Source organism: Scytonema hofmannii PCC 7110, assembly GCF_000346485.2.
Lineage (GTDB): Bacteria > Cyanobacteriota > Cyanobacteriia > Cyanobacteriales > Nostocaceae > Scytonema > Scytonema hofmannii.
This window is the reverse complement of the sequence record NZ_KQ976354.1, coordinates 9,757,105-9,777,582: the sequence shown is the minus strand read 5'-3', so window position 1 is coordinate 9,777,582 and position 20,478 is coordinate 9,757,105. Positions and strand designations below refer to the sequence as shown.

Annotated in this window: 20 protein-coding genes; 7 read left to right on the top strand and 13 right to left on the bottom strand. The window is 40.8% G+C overall.

Translation table 11 applies throughout. The features are described from left to right. Window positions 1-24 precede the first annotated feature (24 nt). The 4 genes from WA1_RS41195 to WA1_RS41180 form a co-directional block, all read right to left on the bottom strand. Complete coding sequence (locus WA1_RS41195; RefSeq protein WP_017742875.1) at window positions 25-618, bottom strand: hypothetical protein; 594 nt, start codon at window positions 616-618, stop codon at window positions 25-27. 9 nt (window positions 619-627) lie between these two features. After that, the gene (locus tag WA1_RS41190; RefSeq protein WP_033335003.1) at window positions 628-1,032 is read right to left on the bottom strand and encodes a hypothetical protein; all 405 of its coding nucleotides are present in this window, start codon (window positions 1,030-1,032) and stop codon (window positions 628-630) included. 7 nt (window positions 1,033-1,039) lie between these two features. Then, entirely contained in the window at window positions 1,040-1,822 is a 783-nt protein-coding gene (locus WA1_RS41185; RefSeq protein ID WP_017742873.1) for a TIGR04255 family protein, read from the bottom strand. Between the two features lie 245 nt (window positions 1,823-2,067). Continuing rightward, a complete protein-coding gene (locus WA1_RS41180; protein ID WP_017742872.1) occupies window positions 2,068-2,763 on the bottom strand; it encodes a uracil-DNA glycosylase in 696 nt (231 codons plus the stop codon). Between the two features lie 175 nt (window positions 2,764-2,938). Between WA1_RS41180 and WA1_RS41175 the strand changes: the two genes are divergently transcribed. Further along, window positions 2,939-3,610, top strand: coding sequence for a phosphoribosyltransferase (locus WA1_RS41175; RefSeq protein WP_017742871.1), 672 nt, complete (start codon window positions 2,939-2,941; stop codon window positions 3,608-3,610). 29 nt (window positions 3,611-3,639) lie between these two features. Here the strand turns inward: WA1_RS41175 and WA1_RS41170 are convergent, their stop codons facing one another. Both WA1_RS41170 and WA1_RS41165 read right to left on the bottom strand, forming a co-directional pair. Next, window positions 3,640-4,728: a tetratricopeptide repeat protein gene (locus WA1_RS41170; protein ID WP_017742870.1), complete on the bottom strand. Its 1,089-nt coding sequence runs from the start codon at window positions 4,726-4,728 to the stop codon at window positions 3,640-3,642. A 96-nt stretch (window positions 4,729-4,824) separates the two neighbouring features. Further along, window positions 4,825-5,268 (bottom strand): NADAR family protein, encoded by a 444-nt coding sequence (locus tag WA1_RS41165; protein ID WP_017742869.1) that lies wholly within the window; start codon window positions 5,266-5,268, stop codon window positions 4,825-4,827. A 130-nt stretch (window positions 5,269-5,398) separates the two neighbouring features. On the opposite strand from WA1_RS41165, the gene WA1_RS41160 reads away from it, so the two are divergent. Beyond that, on the top strand, window positions 5,399-7,408 hold the full coding sequence (locus WA1_RS41160; protein WP_017742868.1) for a protein kinase domain-containing protein: 2,010 nt from the start codon (window positions 5,399-5,401) through the stop codon (window positions 7,406-7,408). Window positions 7,409-7,715: 307 nt separating this feature from the next. Continuing rightward, window positions 7,716-8,258, top strand: coding sequence for a Uma2 family endonuclease (locus WA1_RS41155; protein ID WP_017742867.1), 543 nt, complete (start codon window positions 7,716-7,718; stop codon window positions 8,256-8,258). 222 nt (window positions 8,259-8,480) lie between these two features. Here the strand turns inward: WA1_RS41155 and WA1_RS41150 are convergent, their stop codons facing one another. Further along, complete coding sequence (locus WA1_RS41150; protein WP_017742866.1) at window positions 8,481-9,149, bottom strand: (2Fe-2S) ferredoxin domain-containing protein; 669 nt, start codon at window positions 9,147-9,149, stop codon at window positions 8,481-8,483. A 66-nt stretch (window positions 9,150-9,215) separates the two neighbouring features. Continuing rightward, a complete protein-coding gene (locus WA1_RS54000) occupies window positions 9,216-9,476 on the bottom strand; it encodes an Asr1405/Asl0597 family protein (RefSeq protein ID WP_081403038.1) in 261 nt (86 codons plus the stop codon). Between the two features lie 399 nt (window positions 9,477-9,875). Between WA1_RS54000 and dpsA the strand changes: the two genes are divergently transcribed. From dpsA to WA1_RS41130, 4 genes are all read left to right on the top strand, one after another. After that, complete coding sequence (dpsA, locus tag WA1_RS41145) at window positions 9,876-10,430, top strand: DNA starvation/stress protection protein DpsA (protein ID WP_017742865.1); 555 nt, start codon at window positions 9,876-9,878, stop codon at window positions 10,428-10,430. Between the two features lie 517 nt (window positions 10,431-10,947). After that, the gene (gene carB, locus WA1_RS41140; protein ID WP_017742864.1) at window positions 10,948-14,277 is read left to right on the top strand and encodes a carbamoyl-phosphate synthase large subunit; all 3,330 of its coding nucleotides are present in this window, start codon (window positions 10,948-10,950) and stop codon (window positions 14,275-14,277) included. Window positions 14,278-14,881: 604 nt separating this feature from the next. Then, entirely contained in the window at window positions 14,882-15,838 is a 957-nt protein-coding gene (locus WA1_RS41135; RefSeq protein WP_017742863.1) for an RNA polymerase sigma factor, RpoD/SigA family, read from the top strand. Between the two features lie 211 nt (window positions 15,839-16,049). Next, window positions 16,050-16,385: a DUF760 domain-containing protein gene (locus WA1_RS41130; RefSeq protein WP_017742862.1), complete on the top strand. Its 336-nt coding sequence runs from the start codon at window positions 16,050-16,052 to the stop codon at window positions 16,383-16,385. Window positions 16,386-17,043: 658 nt separating this feature from the next. Here the strand turns inward: WA1_RS41130 and WA1_RS41125 are convergent. From WA1_RS41125 to WA1_RS41110, 5 genes are all read right to left on the bottom strand, one after another. Further along, window positions 17,044-17,463, bottom strand: coding sequence for a pentapeptide repeat-containing protein (locus WA1_RS41125; RefSeq protein WP_026134580.1), 420 nt, complete (start codon window positions 17,461-17,463; stop codon window positions 17,044-17,046). Window positions 17,464-17,764: 301 nt separating this feature from the next. Continuing rightward, a complete protein-coding gene (locus tag WA1_RS41120; protein WP_026134579.1) occupies window positions 17,765-18,397 on the bottom strand; it encodes a TenA family protein in 633 nt (210 codons plus the stop codon). Between the two features lie 106 nt (window positions 18,398-18,503). Continuing rightward, a complete protein-coding gene (locus WA1_RS41115; protein ID WP_017742859.1) occupies window positions 18,504-19,277 on the bottom strand; it encodes a pentapeptide repeat-containing protein in 774 nt (257 codons plus the stop codon). A gap of 103 nt (window positions 19,278-19,380) precedes the next feature. Then, window positions 19,381-19,527, bottom strand: a complete 147-nt coding sequence (locus tag WA1_RS57675) for a hypothetical protein (RefSeq protein ID WP_158516761.1) — start codon at window positions 19,525-19,527, stop codon at window positions 19,381-19,383. A gap of 169 nt (window positions 19,528-19,696) precedes the next feature. Beyond that, window positions 19,697-20,410: a pentapeptide repeat-containing protein gene (locus WA1_RS41110; protein WP_017742858.1), complete on the bottom strand. Its 714-nt coding sequence runs from the start codon at window positions 20,408-20,410 to the stop codon at window positions 19,697-19,699. Between the last annotated feature and the right edge of the window lie 68 nt (window positions 20,411-20,478).

Here is a 20,478-nt window from a genome sequence, read left to right as displayed (position 1 = left end):
GTATCATATTCTGATCTAAATTCTCTATCCTCCTTTGTCACTTTCATGTTGTGCCGGAAGTCCTATACGCCCGTGAAAGTCGTGGTAACGATGAGAGAAGTGTTCTAAATAAGGGCTTTCAAGTACTGTACGCCGTTTAGCTATCTTATTATTTATCTGGTGATATAAAAACTCAGCATCTATTGCAAAAACTTTTTTAAAATCAGCTGTTAATTCTGGTAAACCTTCCTGAATTGACTCAAATTCTGAAGGTACTTTTTCAAAAAAATGATACTGTTGATGACGATTAGATTTAACTAAGTTCCATTCTGATGAATTTATTTGAAGAGTTTTGTTAAAGCGAATGTCTTGAGCGGTGTATATTTCACAAAAAAGTATAGAATTCAGTAACTTGTAAGTTTTATCTTGATTTTGCCTAGCAGTATAGTCCCAATCTAAGTCACAATCTTGAGTCACAATAATCCCATAAGGATGAACTATAGGTTTAAACTTAGTGTTTTCAAGGTTTGGGGATAATTCATTTGGAATTGGTTTAAACTGTATAACTCCAGTCAAAATCTCCCCTTGCCTAAAAGCCTCTTTTTCACTAGAAGCTCTGTAAATCATACTTTTAGGCATGGTTAAGAATTATTCAAAATCTATTACTAAAGGCGGTCTAACAACACTTGGCAGTACATTACCCGTAACTGCTCCTAATTCTTTGGACAAATTGGTCTGTTGCAAATAATTCTGGTTTTCCTGATAGTATTCCAATATAGTTTCAAGTGCTTCAGATGCTTCTTGTAATCCTTCGGGAGAAGTCGTAAAAAGGGTCTGAAGTATTGTTAAACACTTAATTAGAAGAATAGAGTTTTGATTTAATTGACTAGACCAATCCTCACTAAGAGATGATTCAATGAAAACTTGAATTTTCAAATTAGGGATATTAGATACTAAATTTGACTTTGAGGAAGTCTGAGTAGGAGTTGATATAACTTCGTACCTTTGCCCAATAATATTCTTGCTCTTAATACCACTAGTTGTTATCTGCATGGTAGGTTTATATTGATTGAGGTCGCATTGCTCTATATAAATCATCAGTAATACTCCAGCGAAAGAGATTCCTAGCTGTGCGATTAGATTGATTGAGTATGTTCCAAAGATACTCACCTCTTTCTATCTTATCTTCTGTGAAAAAGTCTGCATCTAGTAAATAAGCTGTTTCATCTACTCCCTTCTCCGTATCTCTAACCATAACAAAGCCGTGATTAAAATTGACTTGACCGAATTCAGTTTTCAATTGTAAATTTTTAATAAAATTTTGAATAGAGGCGGCTATTTCTGGAGTGTGTAGCTCCGAAGCAATATGTTTGGGTATTAATTCAGTCCATTCTTTTTGAATATTTAGTTTCGAGCGAATAATTAAATCGCGATATCTCAATCCTACTCTTGAATAAAATAATGGATTATATATTTTTTCAAAAATTTCTACAGCTATTTTTAATTTTTTGATAAAATTTTCATACCTTTCATATTTAGTTGTAACAAGAGTTATAGAATCTTTATCTATAGATAACTGCCAACTTAAATCTTCTGATTTAAAATGATACGTCAAATCACTTGTAATGTTTGAACTAAATTGAGTAAGAAGATTAGAGAGTTCATTTGGTATTGGTAAGTTTCTAGAAGCTTCAAAAATTGGATAATCAAACCTAACGCTATCTTGAAAATCTACAGGCTGTTGACTGGTAATTCTTAAAATAGTCGGAAATCTAAGTTGAGCAATAACCTCAATAAGAGGGTTGTACTCATAAATTACTCTTTCATAGTTTGGGAGTTTCATGTTTTAAAATTATTGATCGCCAATCAGAACAATCTCTCTTTACTCTAGATTAGCTGACTTCAAACCCATTAGTCAGTGATGCTTACCACATTTAGAGCTCATAAAGGCAGATGGCAGAGGGTTAAGGGATTTCCAAGAAATAAATTACCACTACTTGTGGTACGGGCGACACGAGCCGTCACTAGTATAGAACGGTAGGGGACGCCCATACCACAAGAGATATTTGAGTGTACGAGGTCTACTCCTCAGATGTTATTCTGAATTTCATCAAACTTGGCACGGACTGCTTGTATATCTTGCCACATTAACCACTTTGGGCTACCGACTTCACGACTTTGGTTACGCAACAAGTAGGAGGGGTGAAAAATTGGCATACACAAACGCCCATCCCATTCCATCCATTTGCCGCGAATTTGGGTAATACCTCGCTTCTCACCTGTCACACCTTTGACAGCAGTTGCCCCTGTCAAAAGAATGATTTTTGGATCGACAAGGCGAATTTGCTCCATGAGATAGGGTTTACAAGCTTCCATCTCTTCCGTAGATGGAACGCGATTGCTTGGCGGTCGGCACTTATTTACGTTACAAATATATACGTCTTTCTCGGTATCTAGCTTCACTGAGGCAAGAATTTTCTCGAGCAATTGTCCTGCTTTACCAACAAATGGCAATCCTGTTTCATCTTCGTTTTGCCCTGGTGCTTCTCCCACAACCATGATTAGTGCTTTCAAATTGCCTCGTCCCACGACAGCGTGAGTACGGCTGTCTCCTAAATCACAACGGTGGCACTGGTTGCAATGTTGTGCGATTTCAGTTACATTGGCGTAGATTCCACGAGGAATTGGAATTTTAACACTTGTGGGAATTAACTCTTTTTGGTCAAAGTTAGACTGCTCAAAGTCTGATTCCTTAAAGAGGCTAAGTTGTTGTTCGCTACTCATGAAAATGAAATATCTTATGGGTTCGGGTGCAAGCTGCTATAAATAAACAAACTTTGCTACTCGGATTTTGTTTAGATGATTTTGTAACTTACTAACATAGTATCGCATCCATACACTTGAGCCAAAATCAGTCATTATATAAAGCAATGGCGTTTTCATCTGCTGGGCAAGAATCATGCCACAAAATCCACTTTTTGCCGATCGCACCCAAGCTGGTGAAAAACTAGCGGAGGCAATTCACAATATTTTGACCCAGCAAACTATTGACTCTGGGGTGAAGCCAAGAACAATAGTTTATGCTTTACCACGAGGAGGAATACCAGTTGCTTCCCCAGTCGCACGTCTTTTGGGTTGTCCGCTAACGATAGAAGTGGCCAAAAAAATTAGCCATCCAAAAAATTCTGAGTTGGCGATTGGTGCGGTCACTGCTTCAGGTAATGTACTTTGGGAGGAGCAAGGGATCTTTCGCACAATCCCAACCTCGCAGTTGCAAGAAGTCGCGTTAAACTCTGCCATAGAACAAGCTCAATTTCTTCAAGTTCAATTAGATTCTGCTTGTCCCCAAGTCGATCCTAAGGGTGCTACGCTCATTTTGGTTGATGATGGTATTGCAACAGGTATGACAATGGCAGTAGCAGCAAAGTCTTTGAGAACACTTTCTCCTGCAGAAATTTGGCTTTGTTCCCCAGTCGCACCTCTAAAATTGCTACCTTGGCTGCATCAGTGGGGCGATCGCTTAATTGTATTGGCAACACCAAAACATTTCTTGAGCGTGAGCCATTTTTACTCAGAATTTCCGCAAGTAGAAACAAGCGAAGCTTTAAAAATTTTGAATTCTGAATTCTGAAAAAAACCAAATTTATCATTCATAATTGGTCACGAACTTCTCTGGTATTTCATAGCCTTGGCATAGTCACCCAAAGCGTAACAAGCTATTTTGAGACTGTTAAGAGTTTGTTCTTCGCTACGGCGATCGCTCAGAACTCTTGCTATCTCCAAACGTTGTTCGTAGTATGTAATGGCTTTAGCATAATTACTCAAAGCTTCACAAGCAACCCCCAGGCTTCCCAAAGACTGTTCTTCACTGCGTTTGTCTTTGATGTCTCTTGCAAGTTGCAAACGTTCTTCATAGTAGACAATAGCTTTAGCATAATCCCCTAAAGCATAACAAGCATTACCCAAATTTTTTAACACTTGTGCGGCACTGCGGCGATTGTTGAGGGAATACGCGATGCTGACACACTGTTCGTAGTAAGCGATCGCTTTGCCATAGTCCCCCAAAGCATACCAAGCATTGCCAAGATTCTTTAGGACTTGCTCTTCTCCCCAGTGATCCTGTAGTTCCCGTACAATTTCTAGACTTTGCTGCTTGAGTTCGATCGCTTGTGGAAGATTACCCAATGCTTTATGAACCAATCCCAAATTATTCAGCCCTGCAACCTCACTGCGCTTGTCTTGTAGTTGTTGGGCTATTTTCAAACACTCTTGCAAGCAATCCATTGCTTTGTGATTGTCCCCCAAGTGTCGGTAAGCATTACCCAAATGGGAGTACGCCTGCATATGTATCCGCAAATCCGTGACATCTTTTGCCAAACTCAAACATTGTTGGGAGTAAGAAATCGCACTTTTGTAGTCTCCTAAGGTATAAGCTATCAAGCCCAAACAGGAAAGCACCTGTGCTTGTCTTTCACCATCTCCAACCGCCTGAAAAAGTGCCAGAGATTCTTGTAATGACTTCATGGCTGTAGGCAAATCACCAGCTTGTTGCTGTCGAATTCCTTGACGCAAAAGTCTGGAAGCTTCCAAAGAGTGGTCATCTTGCGCCTGTGGAAGCAGTACTTCCCCTTGTGAATTTTGGCTATCATCCTGAGTAATTGCCTCAGGTTTCCTTGCTTTTAGGTACGCCGCAGGTGGTTGCAAGGGAACCGTGTTTTTTGAGCTAAGATTCCATCCGCCTTTCCACATCGACCGCTCTCTGTTAATAGTGGTAATACATTTAGTCTTCCCAAAATTAAGTTACATCTTTACATCCAAAAAAAATCACTGGTCACTGGTCACTGGTCACTGGTCACTGTTAAGCAATATTTCTCGAACTTCCATTAAGATTTTGCCTAACATATTTTTCCCACTACCATCAGCACCGCAACCCCAGTAGTAATCGATAGGCGAATTCTCAACAAGTTCTGCATCCTCTGTGGAAAGCAAAATTTCTTTAATATCAGCATGAGTTTGAAACTTACGCAGGACTGCTTTCTTCATGATCCCGTCTTTAACTTGTTCCCAATCAGGACGCAAAGGACGCTTCCTATCCCGTCCCATTCTGGCCGCCTCTGATGGTGTTTTTACAAGGCGTATCTGTTCTACATGAGGTGTACCTACGAACTTTTGTGCTTGAAAGTAATGTTCGCTTGTATACCAATAGAGAGCGTCTAATTCAAAACCATGATATGAAAAATTAGAAAAACAGCCGTATTGTTCGCGAGTGTTGTAAAAGTAAACAGTCATAAGTATATCTTTTATTTATGTATTATAAAGTACTTTCATGAAAGCTGCCAATCTCAACAGCTACTAGCAACATAAATTAGCGATCGCAACTGCAAAACCATGGAACAGAAGAACATATTATTAAAGAACAATGGCCCAAAATGCCTTATTTATGATCTACTGCCTCAATACCAGTTGTGAAAAGCCTTTGAATCCAAATGGTGCGGAATTCTGCCAAAATTGTGGGACAAAACTGATATCGCTGCTGCGAAACCGATATCGCATTATTCAGCCATTGGGGGGCGGAGGATTTGGCAGAACTTTTTTGGCAGAAGATGAAGACAAGCTCAAAGAGCATTGTGTTGTCAAGCAACTAGCACCACAAGCCCAAGGAACTAGCGCTTTACAAAAAGCAACCGAACTTTTTCAAGAAGAAGCGCGGCGCTTGCAACAGTTAGGAGAACACCCACAAATTCCAACTTTGTATGCTTACTTTAGGCAAGAAAATTACCTATACCTAGTACAGCAGTTTATTGAAGGGCAAACTTTACGGCAAGAATTGAATCAGCATGGGCTTTTCCATGAGGAAAAGATTTGGGAAATGTTAGGTGAATTATTACGCATTCTCAAATTTATCCACGAGCATCAAGTCATTCACCGAGATATTAAACCAGAAAACATTATCCGTCGTCTTTCTCAAAGAGGAAAGGAAGATTTAGTACTTATTGATTTTGGAGTTGCCAAACAGTTAACAGCAACTTCTTTAGAACAAACAGGAACAACTATTGGTTCCTACGGTTATGCGCCAATGGAACAAATGAAATATGGCTCTGCATATCCCGCTAGCGATTTATTTAGTTTGGGTGTCACGAGCTTTTATTTACTAACTGGAGTTCATCCATCACAATTATATGTAGAAGACGGATATAGTTGGGTAGCTCAGTGGCAAAAACATCTCAAATTTTCTATCTCCACTCAACTGGAACGTGTCCTAGACAAACTGTTAAAAAAGAATCTCGAACAACGCTATAAATCAGCAGATGAAGTGTTACGAGATTTGTCTCAAAAAACAAAAAAAACGCCAAAAGATTTTGTAGTCACTTTAATATCACAGAAAAATCTTCACAAATCCTCTATTTTCCCCAGTACAGTTATTCAACCAAAAATACTAATTCAAAAACAAGTTTTAATCAGAGGTATTGCCCTGGCTATCATGGGTTTAGGTGGAATCATATATTGGCAAATGAAGGGGTATACGCCAACCTTAAATGGGCATTTAGGTGAAGTCAATTCCCTTGCTGTCAAATTAAACCTCGCAAATTCTTCTCTTAAAGAAGATTTGATAGGACTAGTAGTCAGTGGCAGTGATGACAAAACTATCAAAATCTGGAATTTAAAAAATAAAAAAGAAATTCGCACGTTAAAAGGGCATAAAGAATTTGTTTATGCTGTTGCTCTGAGTGGTGATGGTCAAACTCTTGCTAGTGGAGGCAAAGACAACATAATCAAAATTTGGAATTTAAATACGGGGCAGGAAATCCGTACACTGATGGGACACTCTAGTTATGTTAATTCTGTGGCTATGAGTGCTGATAGTCAAATTCTTGTTAGTGGTAGTTATGACAAAACAATTAAGGTTTGGAATTTAAAGAAAGGACAAGAAATTCACACTCTCAAAGGACATGAAGGAGAGGTTTTGTCTGTTGCTATTAGCTCGGATGGTCTCATTCTTGCTAGTGGTGGTACAGATAGAACAGTTAAAATTTGGAATGTAAAGACCGGGCAATTATTACGAACTTTGACTGGACATTTAGGGGATGTAAATGCCGTTGCTATTAGTCCCAATCAAAAGATTATAGCTAGTGTTAGCGATGACAGAACCATTAGAATATGGAATCTGAATACAGGGCGAGAACTACGTCCTCCTCTAACAGGTCATTCAGCTGATGCGAACGCTGTTGCATTTAGCCCTGATAGTGAAAAAATTGCGACAGGAAGTGATGACACGACTGTAAGAATCTGGAACTTGAGCACGGGACAAGAAATAAAAACTTTCAAAGGTCATGCACAAGAGGTTTTTGCCGTCGTTTTTAGTAGAGATGGTAAAAATATAATCAGTGGTAGTAAAGATAAAACAATTAAGATTTGGCAAATGCCTTAGAAGATCTTTGTACATCCTTGGCGAATAGAATTCGCGGCTATACAGGCAAAACCCACCTGCGTGGGTTTAAAACCCTTGGCAACGCCCACTTACTAAGTAGCTATCATGTAATTTATTACACAATACGGTTCAGCTAAGGGTCGCGAGGGGAGCACCAAACCCGGTATCTCCAAGATACCGGGTTTCTAAATAACTGCTTAACTGAACTGTATTGATTTATTACACTAATTTGCAGGAAAAGTTTTCTTCCTCCACTCCCTACTCCCTACTCCCTATTTTCAAGACAGGCTTTGATTTGAGAGGATTTATGTTTCTAACCATTGAAGATTTGGAAAAAATGCAGCAACAGCATCCCGACTATCGCATGGAATTAGTCAAGGGAAATATCGTCGTTATGAGTCCATCAGGATATGAGTCAGATGAAATTGCAGCAGGGATGATCGCTCAGCTATATAACTGGGTGACGCCTCGCAAACTGGGGCGAGTAACTGCTTCGAGTGCTGGTTTTAGGTTACCAAACTCGAACTTACGAGCACCTGATGCTTCATTTGTCAAGGCAGAACGATTGCCTCGCAGCCCGAGATCTTATGCTCCACTAGCTCCAGATTTAACAGTTGAGGTTAAGTCACCTACTGATGACATAGAGGAACTGAGGGCAAAGATTAGAGAATTTCTTGCACTGGGAACTGGTGTGGGAATTTTAATTAATCCAGATGAGCGGGTTGTTGAGGTTTACTATCCCGAACAAGAAGCAATAATCCTTCGAGATGGCGATGTTTTGACAGTTCCTGAACTTTTACCCGGCTGGTTCGTGAAGGTTTCAGATTTATGGACACCAGAATTTGATTAAATCCCCACATAATAAAAGCTCATCCCCAAAAAGAATGAGCTTTTACTTTGGTAGTATTGCACCTCGCCGTTTGTATCAGTCGGTTTTCCAAACTTGCAAAGGTTTTGCAACAACTACGGATGAGTAGTTGAACACCAATGCCAAGAAATTTACTAGTATATATTCGCATTAAGAAAAAGGTAGATAACCAACAGTAACCGTGAACTTAGCGATATGCAGGCATCACTTCGTTTTCTCTTTTTTGCTTGCTGTTTGCACTTGAGGAGAAAAATGCTTATCCATAAGTGCGGGGACTTGTGCAGCCTGAATTCGGCTGTAACGAGATTTGTCTGGCATCACTAAGTTTGGTCCGGCTTTGCAATCTTTCATGCAACCCGTTCCTTTAACTGTCACTTCTGATTCCAAACCACGCTCACTCACAGATGCTTCTAGTGCTTGGCAAAGCTGCTTACCACCTCGTTTCATGCAGTCAGATTTTTGACACACCAATATAGTGGCTTTTTTTGTCCTAACTTCACTAGAAGAGGACACGGGGACATCAGCACGTGGAGACGTGGAAAAAGAAGAAGACAAGGAAATTGTTTCTTCCCTTGTCCCTTTATCTTCTTGTCTCCTTGACTCAATTCGGGCTGCCATCACTTGGTAAGCTTTGAGTTTGACTTCACCTGTCTTCAAATCGTGCTTTTTCTCACCCAAGACTTGCAGCCAAGTTCCCTTTTGTAATCTGAAGTCAAAAGCAACGCGTAAGTGTTTATCTAGTTTAACGTAGCATTCGCCTTCAGAAGTCTCTAATAGCAAGCCTTTGAGCTTATACCCATCTTTGATAACAAAATCGAGAAACCGCCCCTCTAGACGGAATTCCGAAACTTCTGTCATGTGAGATTTCCCCATCTTTTTACCTCTCTTCAACAAAGACTTTAATTTCAGCATGGTACTTATTAGCAGTGGTTTCCGCGACTATGATTGCCGATAGCGAGTTTGCCAGCACTTTTTTAGAGTCGAAACCAACTCTTGACGTGAGGCTGTAGATTGCCGTACAACGCTCCAAATTTGAATGGCAGCCGTGATATTGCTAATGTCAACTGTCAATGGCTGATTCGTCTCACACCAACAGGGAATGTCTAACTCCCGCAAACGATGATATACCTGCCATCGGTCTGCCCTATTGACCTCTATATTGTACTTTTCCTCATGTGATTGCGAAGTTAACGGTTTCAAGACAATCCCCCTAAATATGCAATAGTTTTGCAGTAACTACTACGCTTTCGCTCCCATTGTTTTCTGATTTGGGAACCTAAGCTTCATTCATAAGGATAACTTAAATGCAAACCTTTCTCAGTAATTTTTGAAAAATTAGTGACCAGTGACCAGTGACGATTAACTGGTTAATGGTCACTGGTCATTGGTCACTGTTTCCATAGCATTTTTTATTGAGAATGTCGGTGTTCTATATGACATTTTTTACTAAAATAAAAATATATAAGATACATTGAGCATTCTTTAAATAAAAAGGTCAAAATTATTTGATGCTGATAGGTCTCGTTATTTTTTTTAAAATGTTAATATGTAAAGACTAAAGCAGTTAAAAACTGCGACTGCCATAAAGCGAGGAAAACCATGTCTGAAACGCAAACTGTGTTACGAAATTTTGGTCATGTTTATGACAATCCTGTCCTCCTGGACAAAAGTGTAACTGAGCCAGTTTGTGAAGGATTTAATGTCCTGTTGGCCAGTTTCCAAGCACTGTACTTGCAGTACCAAAAGCATCATTTTGTAGTTGAAGGCGCAGAATTTTACTCACTGCATGAGTTCTTCAACGACAGCTATGGTGAAGCACAAGAACACGTCCATGATATTGGAGAACGCTTGGATGGACTGGGTGGAGTGCCAGTTGCAACCTTTAGCAAATTAGCGGAATTGTGCTGCTTTGAGCCTGAAGCTGATGGCGTCTTCTCTAGCCGTCAAATGGTAGAAAATGATCTGAAGGCAGAGCAAGCAATTATCGGTGTTCTTCGCCGTCAAGCCGCTCAGGCTGAGAGTTTAGGCGATCGCGCTACACGGTATTTGTACGAAAAAATCTTGTTAAAAACTGAAGAAAGAGCTTACCACCTAGCTCACTTCCTTGCTAAGGATAGCTTAACCTTAGGTTTTGTTCAACTCGCTCAAAACTAAAGCATTCTATAGATATAGAGCTATCTAACACAAGACTTATAAAAGCTACAAATACTCGTCCTTAAACAAGTATAAGAAATGGCAGAGAGGTAGATTTTAATCCTCTCTGCCATTTTTCATGAAAATCTACAAAACAACATAATATTTAATCTCAAAAAAAATTCATTAAGCTAGTTAATAATTATTCTTATTTAGAATTCCTAACAATGTTCAGAAGAGTCTAAATTCTTGTTTGAAATATGCTTCAAAAAAAGCTACTCTACTTTTGAGAAAAATCTTCAGTGTAAATGCAAACAAATTGCAAAAGTTAGGGAATGGGGAATGGGGAATAGGGGAAATATTAATATTCAATGCCCAATGCCCCATGCCCAATGCCCCATTCCCTATGCTCATGCCCCATGCCTAATGCCCAATACCCCCCATCTGTCATAAAACCTACAAAAAACGGCAAAATAAAAATCTGTAAGACCCTTACAATAATCAAGACTTATATTCTCTCTACTCGAAGGCAACAACTATGCCCCGCCGTGACGACATCAGGAAGATTCTGCTGCTAGGGTCTGGTCCCATCGTAATTGGACAAGCTTGTGAGTTTGACTACTCTGGTACCCAAGCTTGTAAAGCATTGCGAGAAGAAGGTTATGAAGTGGTGTTGGTCAATTCCAATCCTGCTACGATTATGACCGATCCAGAAACAGCCGATCGCACGTACATTGAACCGCTAACACCAGAGTTTGTGGAAAAAGTCATCGTCCAAGAACGCCCCGATGCCCTTCTAGCAACGATGGGAGGACAAACTGCCCTAAATCTTGCTGTGACTTTGGCAAAAAATGGCGTGTTGGAACGATATGGCGTTGAGTTAATCGGTGCTAAACTACCAGCTATTGAGAAAGCCGAAGACAGAAAACTGTTCAACGAGGCTATGTCCAAGATAGGGGTAAACGTATGCCCTAGCGGAACAGCTTCATCTTTAGAAGAAGCCAAAGCGGTTGCCAAAAAAATTGGTACGTATCCCCTGATTATTCGTCCCGCTTTTACTTTAGGTGGTACTGGAGGCGGTATTGCTTACAATGAGGAAGAATTTGCAGAAATGTCACAAGCGGGTATTGATGCCAGCCCGGTTTCACAAATTCTTATTGACCAGTCCCTACTCGGCTGGAAAGAATATGAATTGGAAGTTATGCGTGATTTGGCAGATAATGTTGTAATTATCTGTTCCATTGAAAACCTCGATCCGATGGGTATCCACACAGGAGATTCCATCACCGTTGCCCCAGCCCAAACCCTAACTGATAAAGAATACCAGCGTTTGCGGGATATGGCAATTAAAATCATCCGTGAAATTGGCGTAGAAACGGGTGGTTCTAACATTCAATTTGCGATCAATCCCATCAATGGGGATGTCGTTATTATTGAGATGAATCCCCGTGTTTCCCGCAGTTCGGCGTTGGCTTCTAAAGCAACGGGTTTCCCCATCGCTAAAATGGCGGCAAAGTTGGCTGTGGGTTACACCTTAGATGAAATCAATAACGATATCACCAAGAAAACACCAGCCTCTTTTGAGCCAACTATTGATTACGTAGTCACAAAAATTCCGCGTTTCGCCTTTGAAAAGTTTCCCGGTGCTGAAGCCGTACTGACAACACAAATGAAGTCTGTCGGGGAAGCAATGGCAATTGGGCGAACTTTTAATGAATCGTTTCAAAAAGCGTTACGTTCTTTAGAAACCGGACGTGCGGGTTGGGGTTGTGACATGAAAGAAAAATTGCCCAGTGGCGAACAAATTCGCGCCCATCTCCGGACACCAAACCCCGAACGCATTTTCGCCGTGCGTCATGCCATGCTGTTGAGTATGACTATTGAGGAAATTTACGAGTTGACGGGGATTGACCCCTGGTTCCTCGATAAAATGCAGGAATTGCTGGAGGTGGAAAAATTCCTCAAACGGACACCGTTGCAGCAATTGACACAAGAGCAGATGTTTGAGGTGAAGCGGCAGGGTTTTAGCGATCGCCAAATTGCCTACGCTGCCAAAACAACAGAAGATGAGGTGCGTGCATACCGCAAACAACTAGGTGTTATTCCAGTTTACAAGACAGTAGACACTTGTGCTGCTGAATTTGAAGCGTTTACCCCCTACCATTACTCTACCTACGAAGAAGAATCTGAAGTTGAACCAACAACCAAACCCAAAGTCATGATTTTGGGAGGTGGTCCCAACCGTATCGGACAGGGTATTGAGTTTGACTACTGTTGCTGTCACGCTGCCTTTGCCTTAAAAGATGCAGGGTATGAAACAATCATGGTCAACTCCAATCCGGAAACCGTCTCCACAGATTACGATACAAGCGATCGCCTTTACTTTGAGCCACTGACAAAAGAAGACGTACTCAATATTATTGAGGCAGAAAACCCTGTTGGGGTGATTGTACAATTTGGCGGTCAAACACCTTTAAAGTTATCAGTACCGTTGCAAAAATATTTACAAGAAGTAGGGAGTAGGGAATCGGGAGTAGGGAGTAGGGAAAATTCCTCCTCACCCCCACTCACCACTCCCCACTCACCACTCCCCACAAAGATTTGGGGGACTTCACCAGATTCTATTGACATGGCTGAAAACCGGGAGAGGTTTGAAAAGATTCTTAAAGACTTGAATATTGCCCAACCTTCAAATGGAACTGCCCGGAGTTATGAGGATGCTCTGATTGTTGCCAAACGCATTGGTTATCCAGTTGTTGTGCGTCCTAGCTACGTGTTGGGTGGACGGGCAATGGAAATTGTCTACTCCGATACTGAGTTAGAACGTTACATGACCTTCGCCGTACAGGTAGAACCAGAACATCCAATTTTGATTGATAAGTTTCTCGAAAATGCGATCGAAGTTGATGTAGACGCTATTGCCGACCATACCGGACAAGTGGTCATAGGTGGTATAATGGAACACATTGAGCAAGCGGGTATTCACTCTGGAGATTCCGCTTGTACCTTGCCGAGCATTTCTTTACCGCCATTGGTTTTAGACCAAATTCGTGCTTGGACAACGCAATTAGCAAGTGCCCTTCATGTTGTGGGATTGATGAATATTCAGTTTGCCATTGTTGGTTCTCAAACATATTCACCCCAGGTTTATATCCTCGAAGCCAATCCCCGTGCATCCCGTACTGTTCCGTTCGTTTCCAAAGCAACAGGTGTACCGTTGGCAAAGCTGGCATCTTTAATTATGTCCGGTAAAACTTTAAAGGAGTTAGGCTTTACCAAAGAAATCATTCCCGATCATATTGCCGTCAAAGAAGCGGTCTTGCCGTTTAATAAATTCCCCGGTACTGATGTCATTTTAGGTCCCGAAATGCGTTCCACAGGTGAGGTCATGGGTATCGATAAGGATTTTGGACGTGCCTTTGCCAAAGCAGAACTTGGCGCTGGGGAACGTTTACCCTTAAGTGGAACAGTATTTGTCTCAATGAACGATCGCGATAAGGCTCCTGCAGTTGCTGTTGTCACAGAGTTTATTAATTTAGGTTTTTCTGTCATGGCAACGCAAGGAACTCGTACCGTTCTTCGGGAACATGGTTTAGATGTTGAGTTGGTGCTGAAACTGCACGAAGGGCGTCCTCACGTTTTAGACGCAATCAAGAACCACAGAATTCAACTGATTATTAACACGCCATCTGGAGAAGATGCCTACAGTGATGCTAAACTTATTCGCCGTACAGCCTTAGCTTATAAAATCCCTATCATTACTACCATTGCTGGGGCAAAAGCTACTGTCGCTGCAATCCGTTCGCTTCAAAGTACAACTTTGGACGTGAAAGTTATTCAAGATTACAAAACAGGGAGTAGGGAGTAGGGAGTGAGGGAGTGAGGGAGTGAGGGAGTGAGGGAGTGAGGGAGTGAGGGAGTGAGGGAGTGAGGGAGTGAGGGAGTGAGGGAGAAAATTCTACCTTGTCCCCCTAATCCCTTTCCGCATTAACCGTAATTTTAAGTAAAAATTAAATAAATACAATAGAGAAATACTCATAGTCGATCTTGAATTTTTTTTAAAAATCTTATAAATTTTTCTTTTTCAAGATAGATTTATTAGATAAGGTTATAAATCCTATGAGGAGGATATTAGGCTTAGATGACCTGTATGTAAAAGAAATTTGGACTGACAGCTAGCCAAGCAGTTATCATAAATGTTACAGTAATTAATAATAAAAAATAAAAAGTGTTTACTTAGTGACTTTAATATCTAACTGTAGATACTTGTAAAAAATGGAAAATCTCTGTAATTTTTTGCAGTTAAGAACCAAAATATGATGACCAATAGCCGCAGAACAGTCCTTGTGCGTCAGTTGCGAATCACAATATAAGTTTCGGTGTGAATAACACCGGAAGTAACCTTCTAAAAGGCATCTATCAGTTCTAACCCCCACTATTAAACCCCAATTATCACAAAAAAGAGTAGCGCCATGAAGACCGCTCAGACAGCTACAGACCTAGTGCGGACTTACTTACGTGAGATTGGCAAAGTGCCACTCCTGTCGCACGAGGAAGAAATATTTTATGGAAAGCAAGTACAACGTTCAACAGCATTACATGAAATCAGGGAATCTTTAGCCACTCAGTTAAATCGTCAACCATCTCTAGAAGAGTGGGCAAAGGCGACACAACTAGACCCCACAGAGTTGAACGAAGCCATAGCAGACGGCGAGGTAGCGAAACGCAAGATGGTGGAGGCCAATTTGCGACTTGTTGTGTCTGTAGCTAAAAAATATATTAAGCGCAATGTTGATTTGCTTGACCTAATACAAGAAGGTAGCATAGGAATGCAACGGGGTGTAGAAAAATTTGACCCCACAAAAGGATACAGGTTCTCTACCTACGCTTATTGGTGGATACGTCAAGCTATCACTCGTGCGATCGCAGAAAAAGGGCGTACCATCAGATTGCCCATTCACATAACAGAAAAGCTCAATAAAATCAAGAAAGCACAGCGTCACTTATCCCAAAGATTGGGACGTGCGCCCACAGCTTCTGAACTAGCCCAAGAATTAGAACTAACTCCAAGACAAGTGCGAGAGTATCTCGAAAAAGCAAGGTTACCATTATCCTTAGATTTGCGATTGGGTGATAACTACGATACAGAACTAGGGGAAATGCTGGAAGATCCAGGAACGTCTCCAGAAGACTTTGTTACCCAATCATCCTTATCTAAGGATTTGGAAAGTCTTATGGCGGAACTGACACCACAACAAAGAGAAGTTTTATCCCTACGATTTGGGTTAAAGGATGGACAAGCGCTGACACTCTCCAGAATTGGTGAAATTCTTAACATCAGCCGCGAACGAGTCCGGCAAATTGAGAGAGAAGCCCTGAGTAAACTCCGCAAATCCAAAGTTGGTATGAATGAATACTTAGCAAGTTAGTCACTGGTCAGTGGTCACTGGTCAGTGGTCACTGGTCACTGGAGGTGAAAAACCCGTTACTCTTGGTACGGTTACAACGACTTCCAAACGAAAACTTACTTGTTACATTAGATGATAGGAACATACGAAGCGAAAGCATTGTCTAAACCTAAACAGGCAATCGTGACCTAAGTAATTTTGACCACAGTTGTGGTATTTGAAGGAGGTAACAGTGAGTAACCCATCTAACCGAGTTTCAGAATTCTTTAACGGTGAGTCAGAAACAGGCAATCTGTTATTGCAATATGTCAAATCTCTATGCCCAGATACAGTTAGCCAGCTATCCCAACCTTCTTCTCCAGAAGTTTTCCAAGCTATGGAGCGTAATATTATGGGAATATTAGGGAACTTACCTTCAGAGCACTTTGGAGTTACCATCACTACTAACCGCGAACATTTAGGTCGTCTGCTTGCCTCCGCCATGATTAGTGGTTATTTTTTACGTAACGTAGAACAAAGAATGAATTTTGAAATGGTTCTGCAAAGTACTGAAGGTAACGAGGAGTGAAGTTGACAAGTTATCTCTAAAAATCTCACCATCTAACTAGCGGATACAAACGAATAGTTTTCAAGTTGATTGCAGCGCTTTCTTATCTCTACCACAACATTTCTATCGAAAATAAAGCCACAATAGCTGCAACAGAGCACTCTCTCGTCTAAAGTGAGTGTTTCTTTTATGGTTAAACAGTTGAAATAAGTTTTATTGAAAGGGAGCATCTATCAACAATTACAAGCTTGGAACTATACAGTTCTCACCTGTAGGTTAATCCTACGGAATTCCTAGGGAATAAGATCTTATAGGACTTTTATTTAATTTTTGAAATATACGTAGGTAGGGCTAAAGCCCACCACAAGCTTTATGTGTGCGGTATAGCCCACCCTACAGTACTGAGATTTTTTCATAAATCATTTATGATTCCTATAGTATTTAATTTTACAGGTTGATAACGAAATAAAGATTGTAAAAATCGTTTGTAGTTGCGCTTTAGCGCTAAAACGCAACTACGAACCAAAACGCTACGAATTTATGAAAAGATGTGCTAAAGCGCCGAATACAGAAATCACAAAAACCCGGTTTCTTTGTAGAGACTAGGCATGCTTAGTCTCTACTTTGCAGCAAGGAGAAACCTGGTTTTTTGCAACTTTTTCAAACCTGTACCAGCGATCTAGCAGTGAATTGTCCCATCTGGCATAATTACGCCCTGTAACAAAGTTCCCATCATGTATGCCCCGTACAGATTGGCTCCCTGTAAACTTGCTGCCGTAAAATCTGCATCTATCAAATCCGCCATTTTTAATTCTGCGCCATCAAGTGTCGCCCCTGTGAGCTTAGCTTCAAAAAGATTAGCTCCACTCAGATTAGCACCAGTTAGGTTAGCTCCAGTTAATTTGGCTCTGATTAGAGATGCTTCTGTGAGATCGGTACCTACCAAATTTGCTCTGCTTAAATCAACCTCACTTAGAGAAGCTCTTTGTAAATTAGCTCCGCTCAGATTGATTTCTGTTAAGTAACAGCCTATCAGGATGACACCCTTAAAATCCCTCTCTCCTTCCTGATAGCGTCTCAACAATTCATTTACTTCCATTGCGCGATCGTCATATAAACCTTTGCAGTCAACCTCGGACAACATACTCTATAAGTTAATTGTGTTACAATGTGTGAGTCTGACAAATATTGTCATTATTTACTATAAAATTACCATCACCGCAAGTCCAACACAGTCATTTCTGAACAACTCCATAATGCTGATTTGTTAAGGAACAAGCCTTGTCATATGCTTTAATGACAGCACAGATATTGTTATTTTATAACTCTTCTTAAATTACTTTATTGAGATAAAAAACAATTAAATTTATAAAAATGGTTAAGTGGTCACTGGTCACTGGTCACTGTTCACTGCCATAGCTCCATGCTGCTTGAAAAAAATCTTGTTCGCAAAACATGGCATAGCGATAAGTTGACTCTACCAATGCTGTATGAGTGGCGTAACTGTCAACCAAACTTTCTAATTGTTGTGTTAGCGGTAAAAAGTCATCGCTACTGTAAGTACGAATCCAACCTGCATATTGATGGCTGGGAATACCATGAAGAGCTAGTTGTTTGCCTAAAAAAGCATACAAACCCATACAAGGGGACATAGCAGCAGCAGTTAAACCTACATCCCCACTCCAAGCAGTTGATAATAAAAAATCTGTGTAACGACGGGTTGCTCCTCCTGGTTTTATACAACGTAAATCGATTTTCCACTGAGCAGCATATCCTTCATGTAACTTGAGTTCTTGTAAAACTCCAGTTGCTAAGGAGTGAAACGTAAGAAAATCCGAAAAGTTGGGGACTTTAGCTGCAGCTATGCTGTAAGCACGAGCAAAAGCTTCCAAGAAAAAGGCATCTTGTCCGACATAGTAGGCAAATTTTTGACGAGCAAGTGTACCATCCCCTATACCTTGGACAAAAGGATGCTGAAGACAAGCTTGGGCTATATCTTGATTGGCTTCCCACAAATTACTAGAAAGAGTCATTCGCTTTTTAGTCAAGTACATACAAATACTTTTAACTTTTGGTGGGCAATGCCCATCCTACAACAACTACAACAACTAACCACTAACCACTAACCACTAACCAATTTTAAAATGGCAAAAATTGTAGTAAGAGAGAACCAATACTCCCTACAAAATCAACAAAAGTGGGTTTAGCTGGTTTGAGTGCAGGATCGGTGTAAGGCGTTTGTAATTCTTTGATAAATGCCTGCGCTGTTTGCATTCCTGCAGCATTCTTTTCAGACGTAAATAACTTGTCTGCAACTTGGGCATCTTGGAATGCGCCTTGTCTGTCCATGCTTTGATAGCGGGCTATACCACGAGCAAGATACGCACCAGCATAATCGGGTTTGGTTGCGATCGCCTGACTAAAATAGTCAATAGCTGCCTGATGGTTCCCTTTCTGTGCTTCTGCTACACCCCAGGCATAAAATTCTTCTGGTTTAGCACTTTGTAAGGGTATGCCTGTCGCGCCTTGCACGTTAGCACTGTTGAGATCTGTACTAGTTAACTCTGCATTATAAAGATAGCTGTGTCTTAAATCGGTACCCACTAAACTTGCTCCAGTGAGTTTGGCAGCACTCAGGTTAGCACCAAAGAAACTAGCACCGCTCAAGTTAGCATTTCTTAAATCGGCACCAATTAAGTTAGCACGGCTGAGGTTAGCCCCTGCAAGATTTGCTCCGTTCAAATCTGCCCCTGATAAGTCAGCCATGACCAAACCAGCACCAGATAGATCGCAAGCCGAACATTTTTTGCTAGCAAGTAATTGTCTGAGATGTTCGGGATTTGCTGCTTGGGCAGTTTGGCTGAGGGTGAGAATAGTTAAAAATGCGGTTGTGGCTAAAATTTGGCTTTTCATATGCGAAGATCGCGTGCATCTTTTCCTGACTAGTTCAAAATCAGGAAAATGGTTTATAATTTCTGTGTACTCTCAGCAGTTATACTGCCGTAAAAGTACTTGTTTAATTTTTATGCGGCGTCAAAGTGATAACAGTTTGACTTTGATCGGTTCTTCCTCTAGCCGTTTGCCATGAAGAAGACAAGCTTAGTTCTGCAAATAAACTTAGGGCAAAGGTTAAGGTCGCAGCTAGCAGTAATTTTTCAAACATAATAGTTCCCCTACAACCCCTATTTAGGTTGGTTTATGTCTTTCGATTAAAATAATTTATTTCACTTCAACCTAAGAGATAAACAAATAAGGGGAAAGTGATACGTGTCTTGCACCCAAGTGACATTAGTCACAGCTACAAGACAAAAGCTGGCTGCATATAGATTGCCCTACGGTAAACTTGCACCATTGAGGTTAGCACCATCTAAAAGAGTTCCTTTTAAACGAGCTCCCTCAAGGTTAGCATCATCAAGATTAGCTCCTCTTAAGTCGGCACTACTCAGATTAGCATTGCTCAGATTAGCATTGTCAAGATTCGCACCACTGAGATTTGCGTTGCTTAAATTAACACCGCTTAAGTTAGAATTGGCAAGATTGGCACCAGCAAGGGTTGCACCGCTTAAATCAACATTTCTTAAATCGGCATTTTCAAGATTGGCACCGCCTAAATGCGCGTGATGCAGTTTCATGCCTTGCAAGTTCTTCCCTTGCCAATTGACACCACCAAGGTTTTTTCCCGGTTCGTTTTGCTGTTCCATTGCTGGTGGTGCTAGTGAGTCTTCTGATTCTGAGATAGATATATGTGTTTCTGTTGGCGGAACAGATGTATCTACAGGTAGTTGTGAGGTGTCTGACTCAACGACTAATTTGCCTTGTAAAGAATGCTTGACCGATTCCACTTGTGGCTGTAAACCTTTTAGAGTCATGTAAACTCCCATTGTAGCTAGAAGAGTTACCCCAGTCATCACAGATGAAAGGGTAAAAAGCAATCTTTGTCGCTGTTTTGGGGGATACATTTGTCCTACCTCAGTTTTTTGAATGTTAGTTGTGCCAGTTGAAAGTGACCAGTGACCAGTGACCAGTGACCAGTGACCAGTGACCATTTTTATATCCTCTAGTTTACACAGTTCATGAGGACTACTGAAAAATAGGAAATGGAAGGTAGGAACAA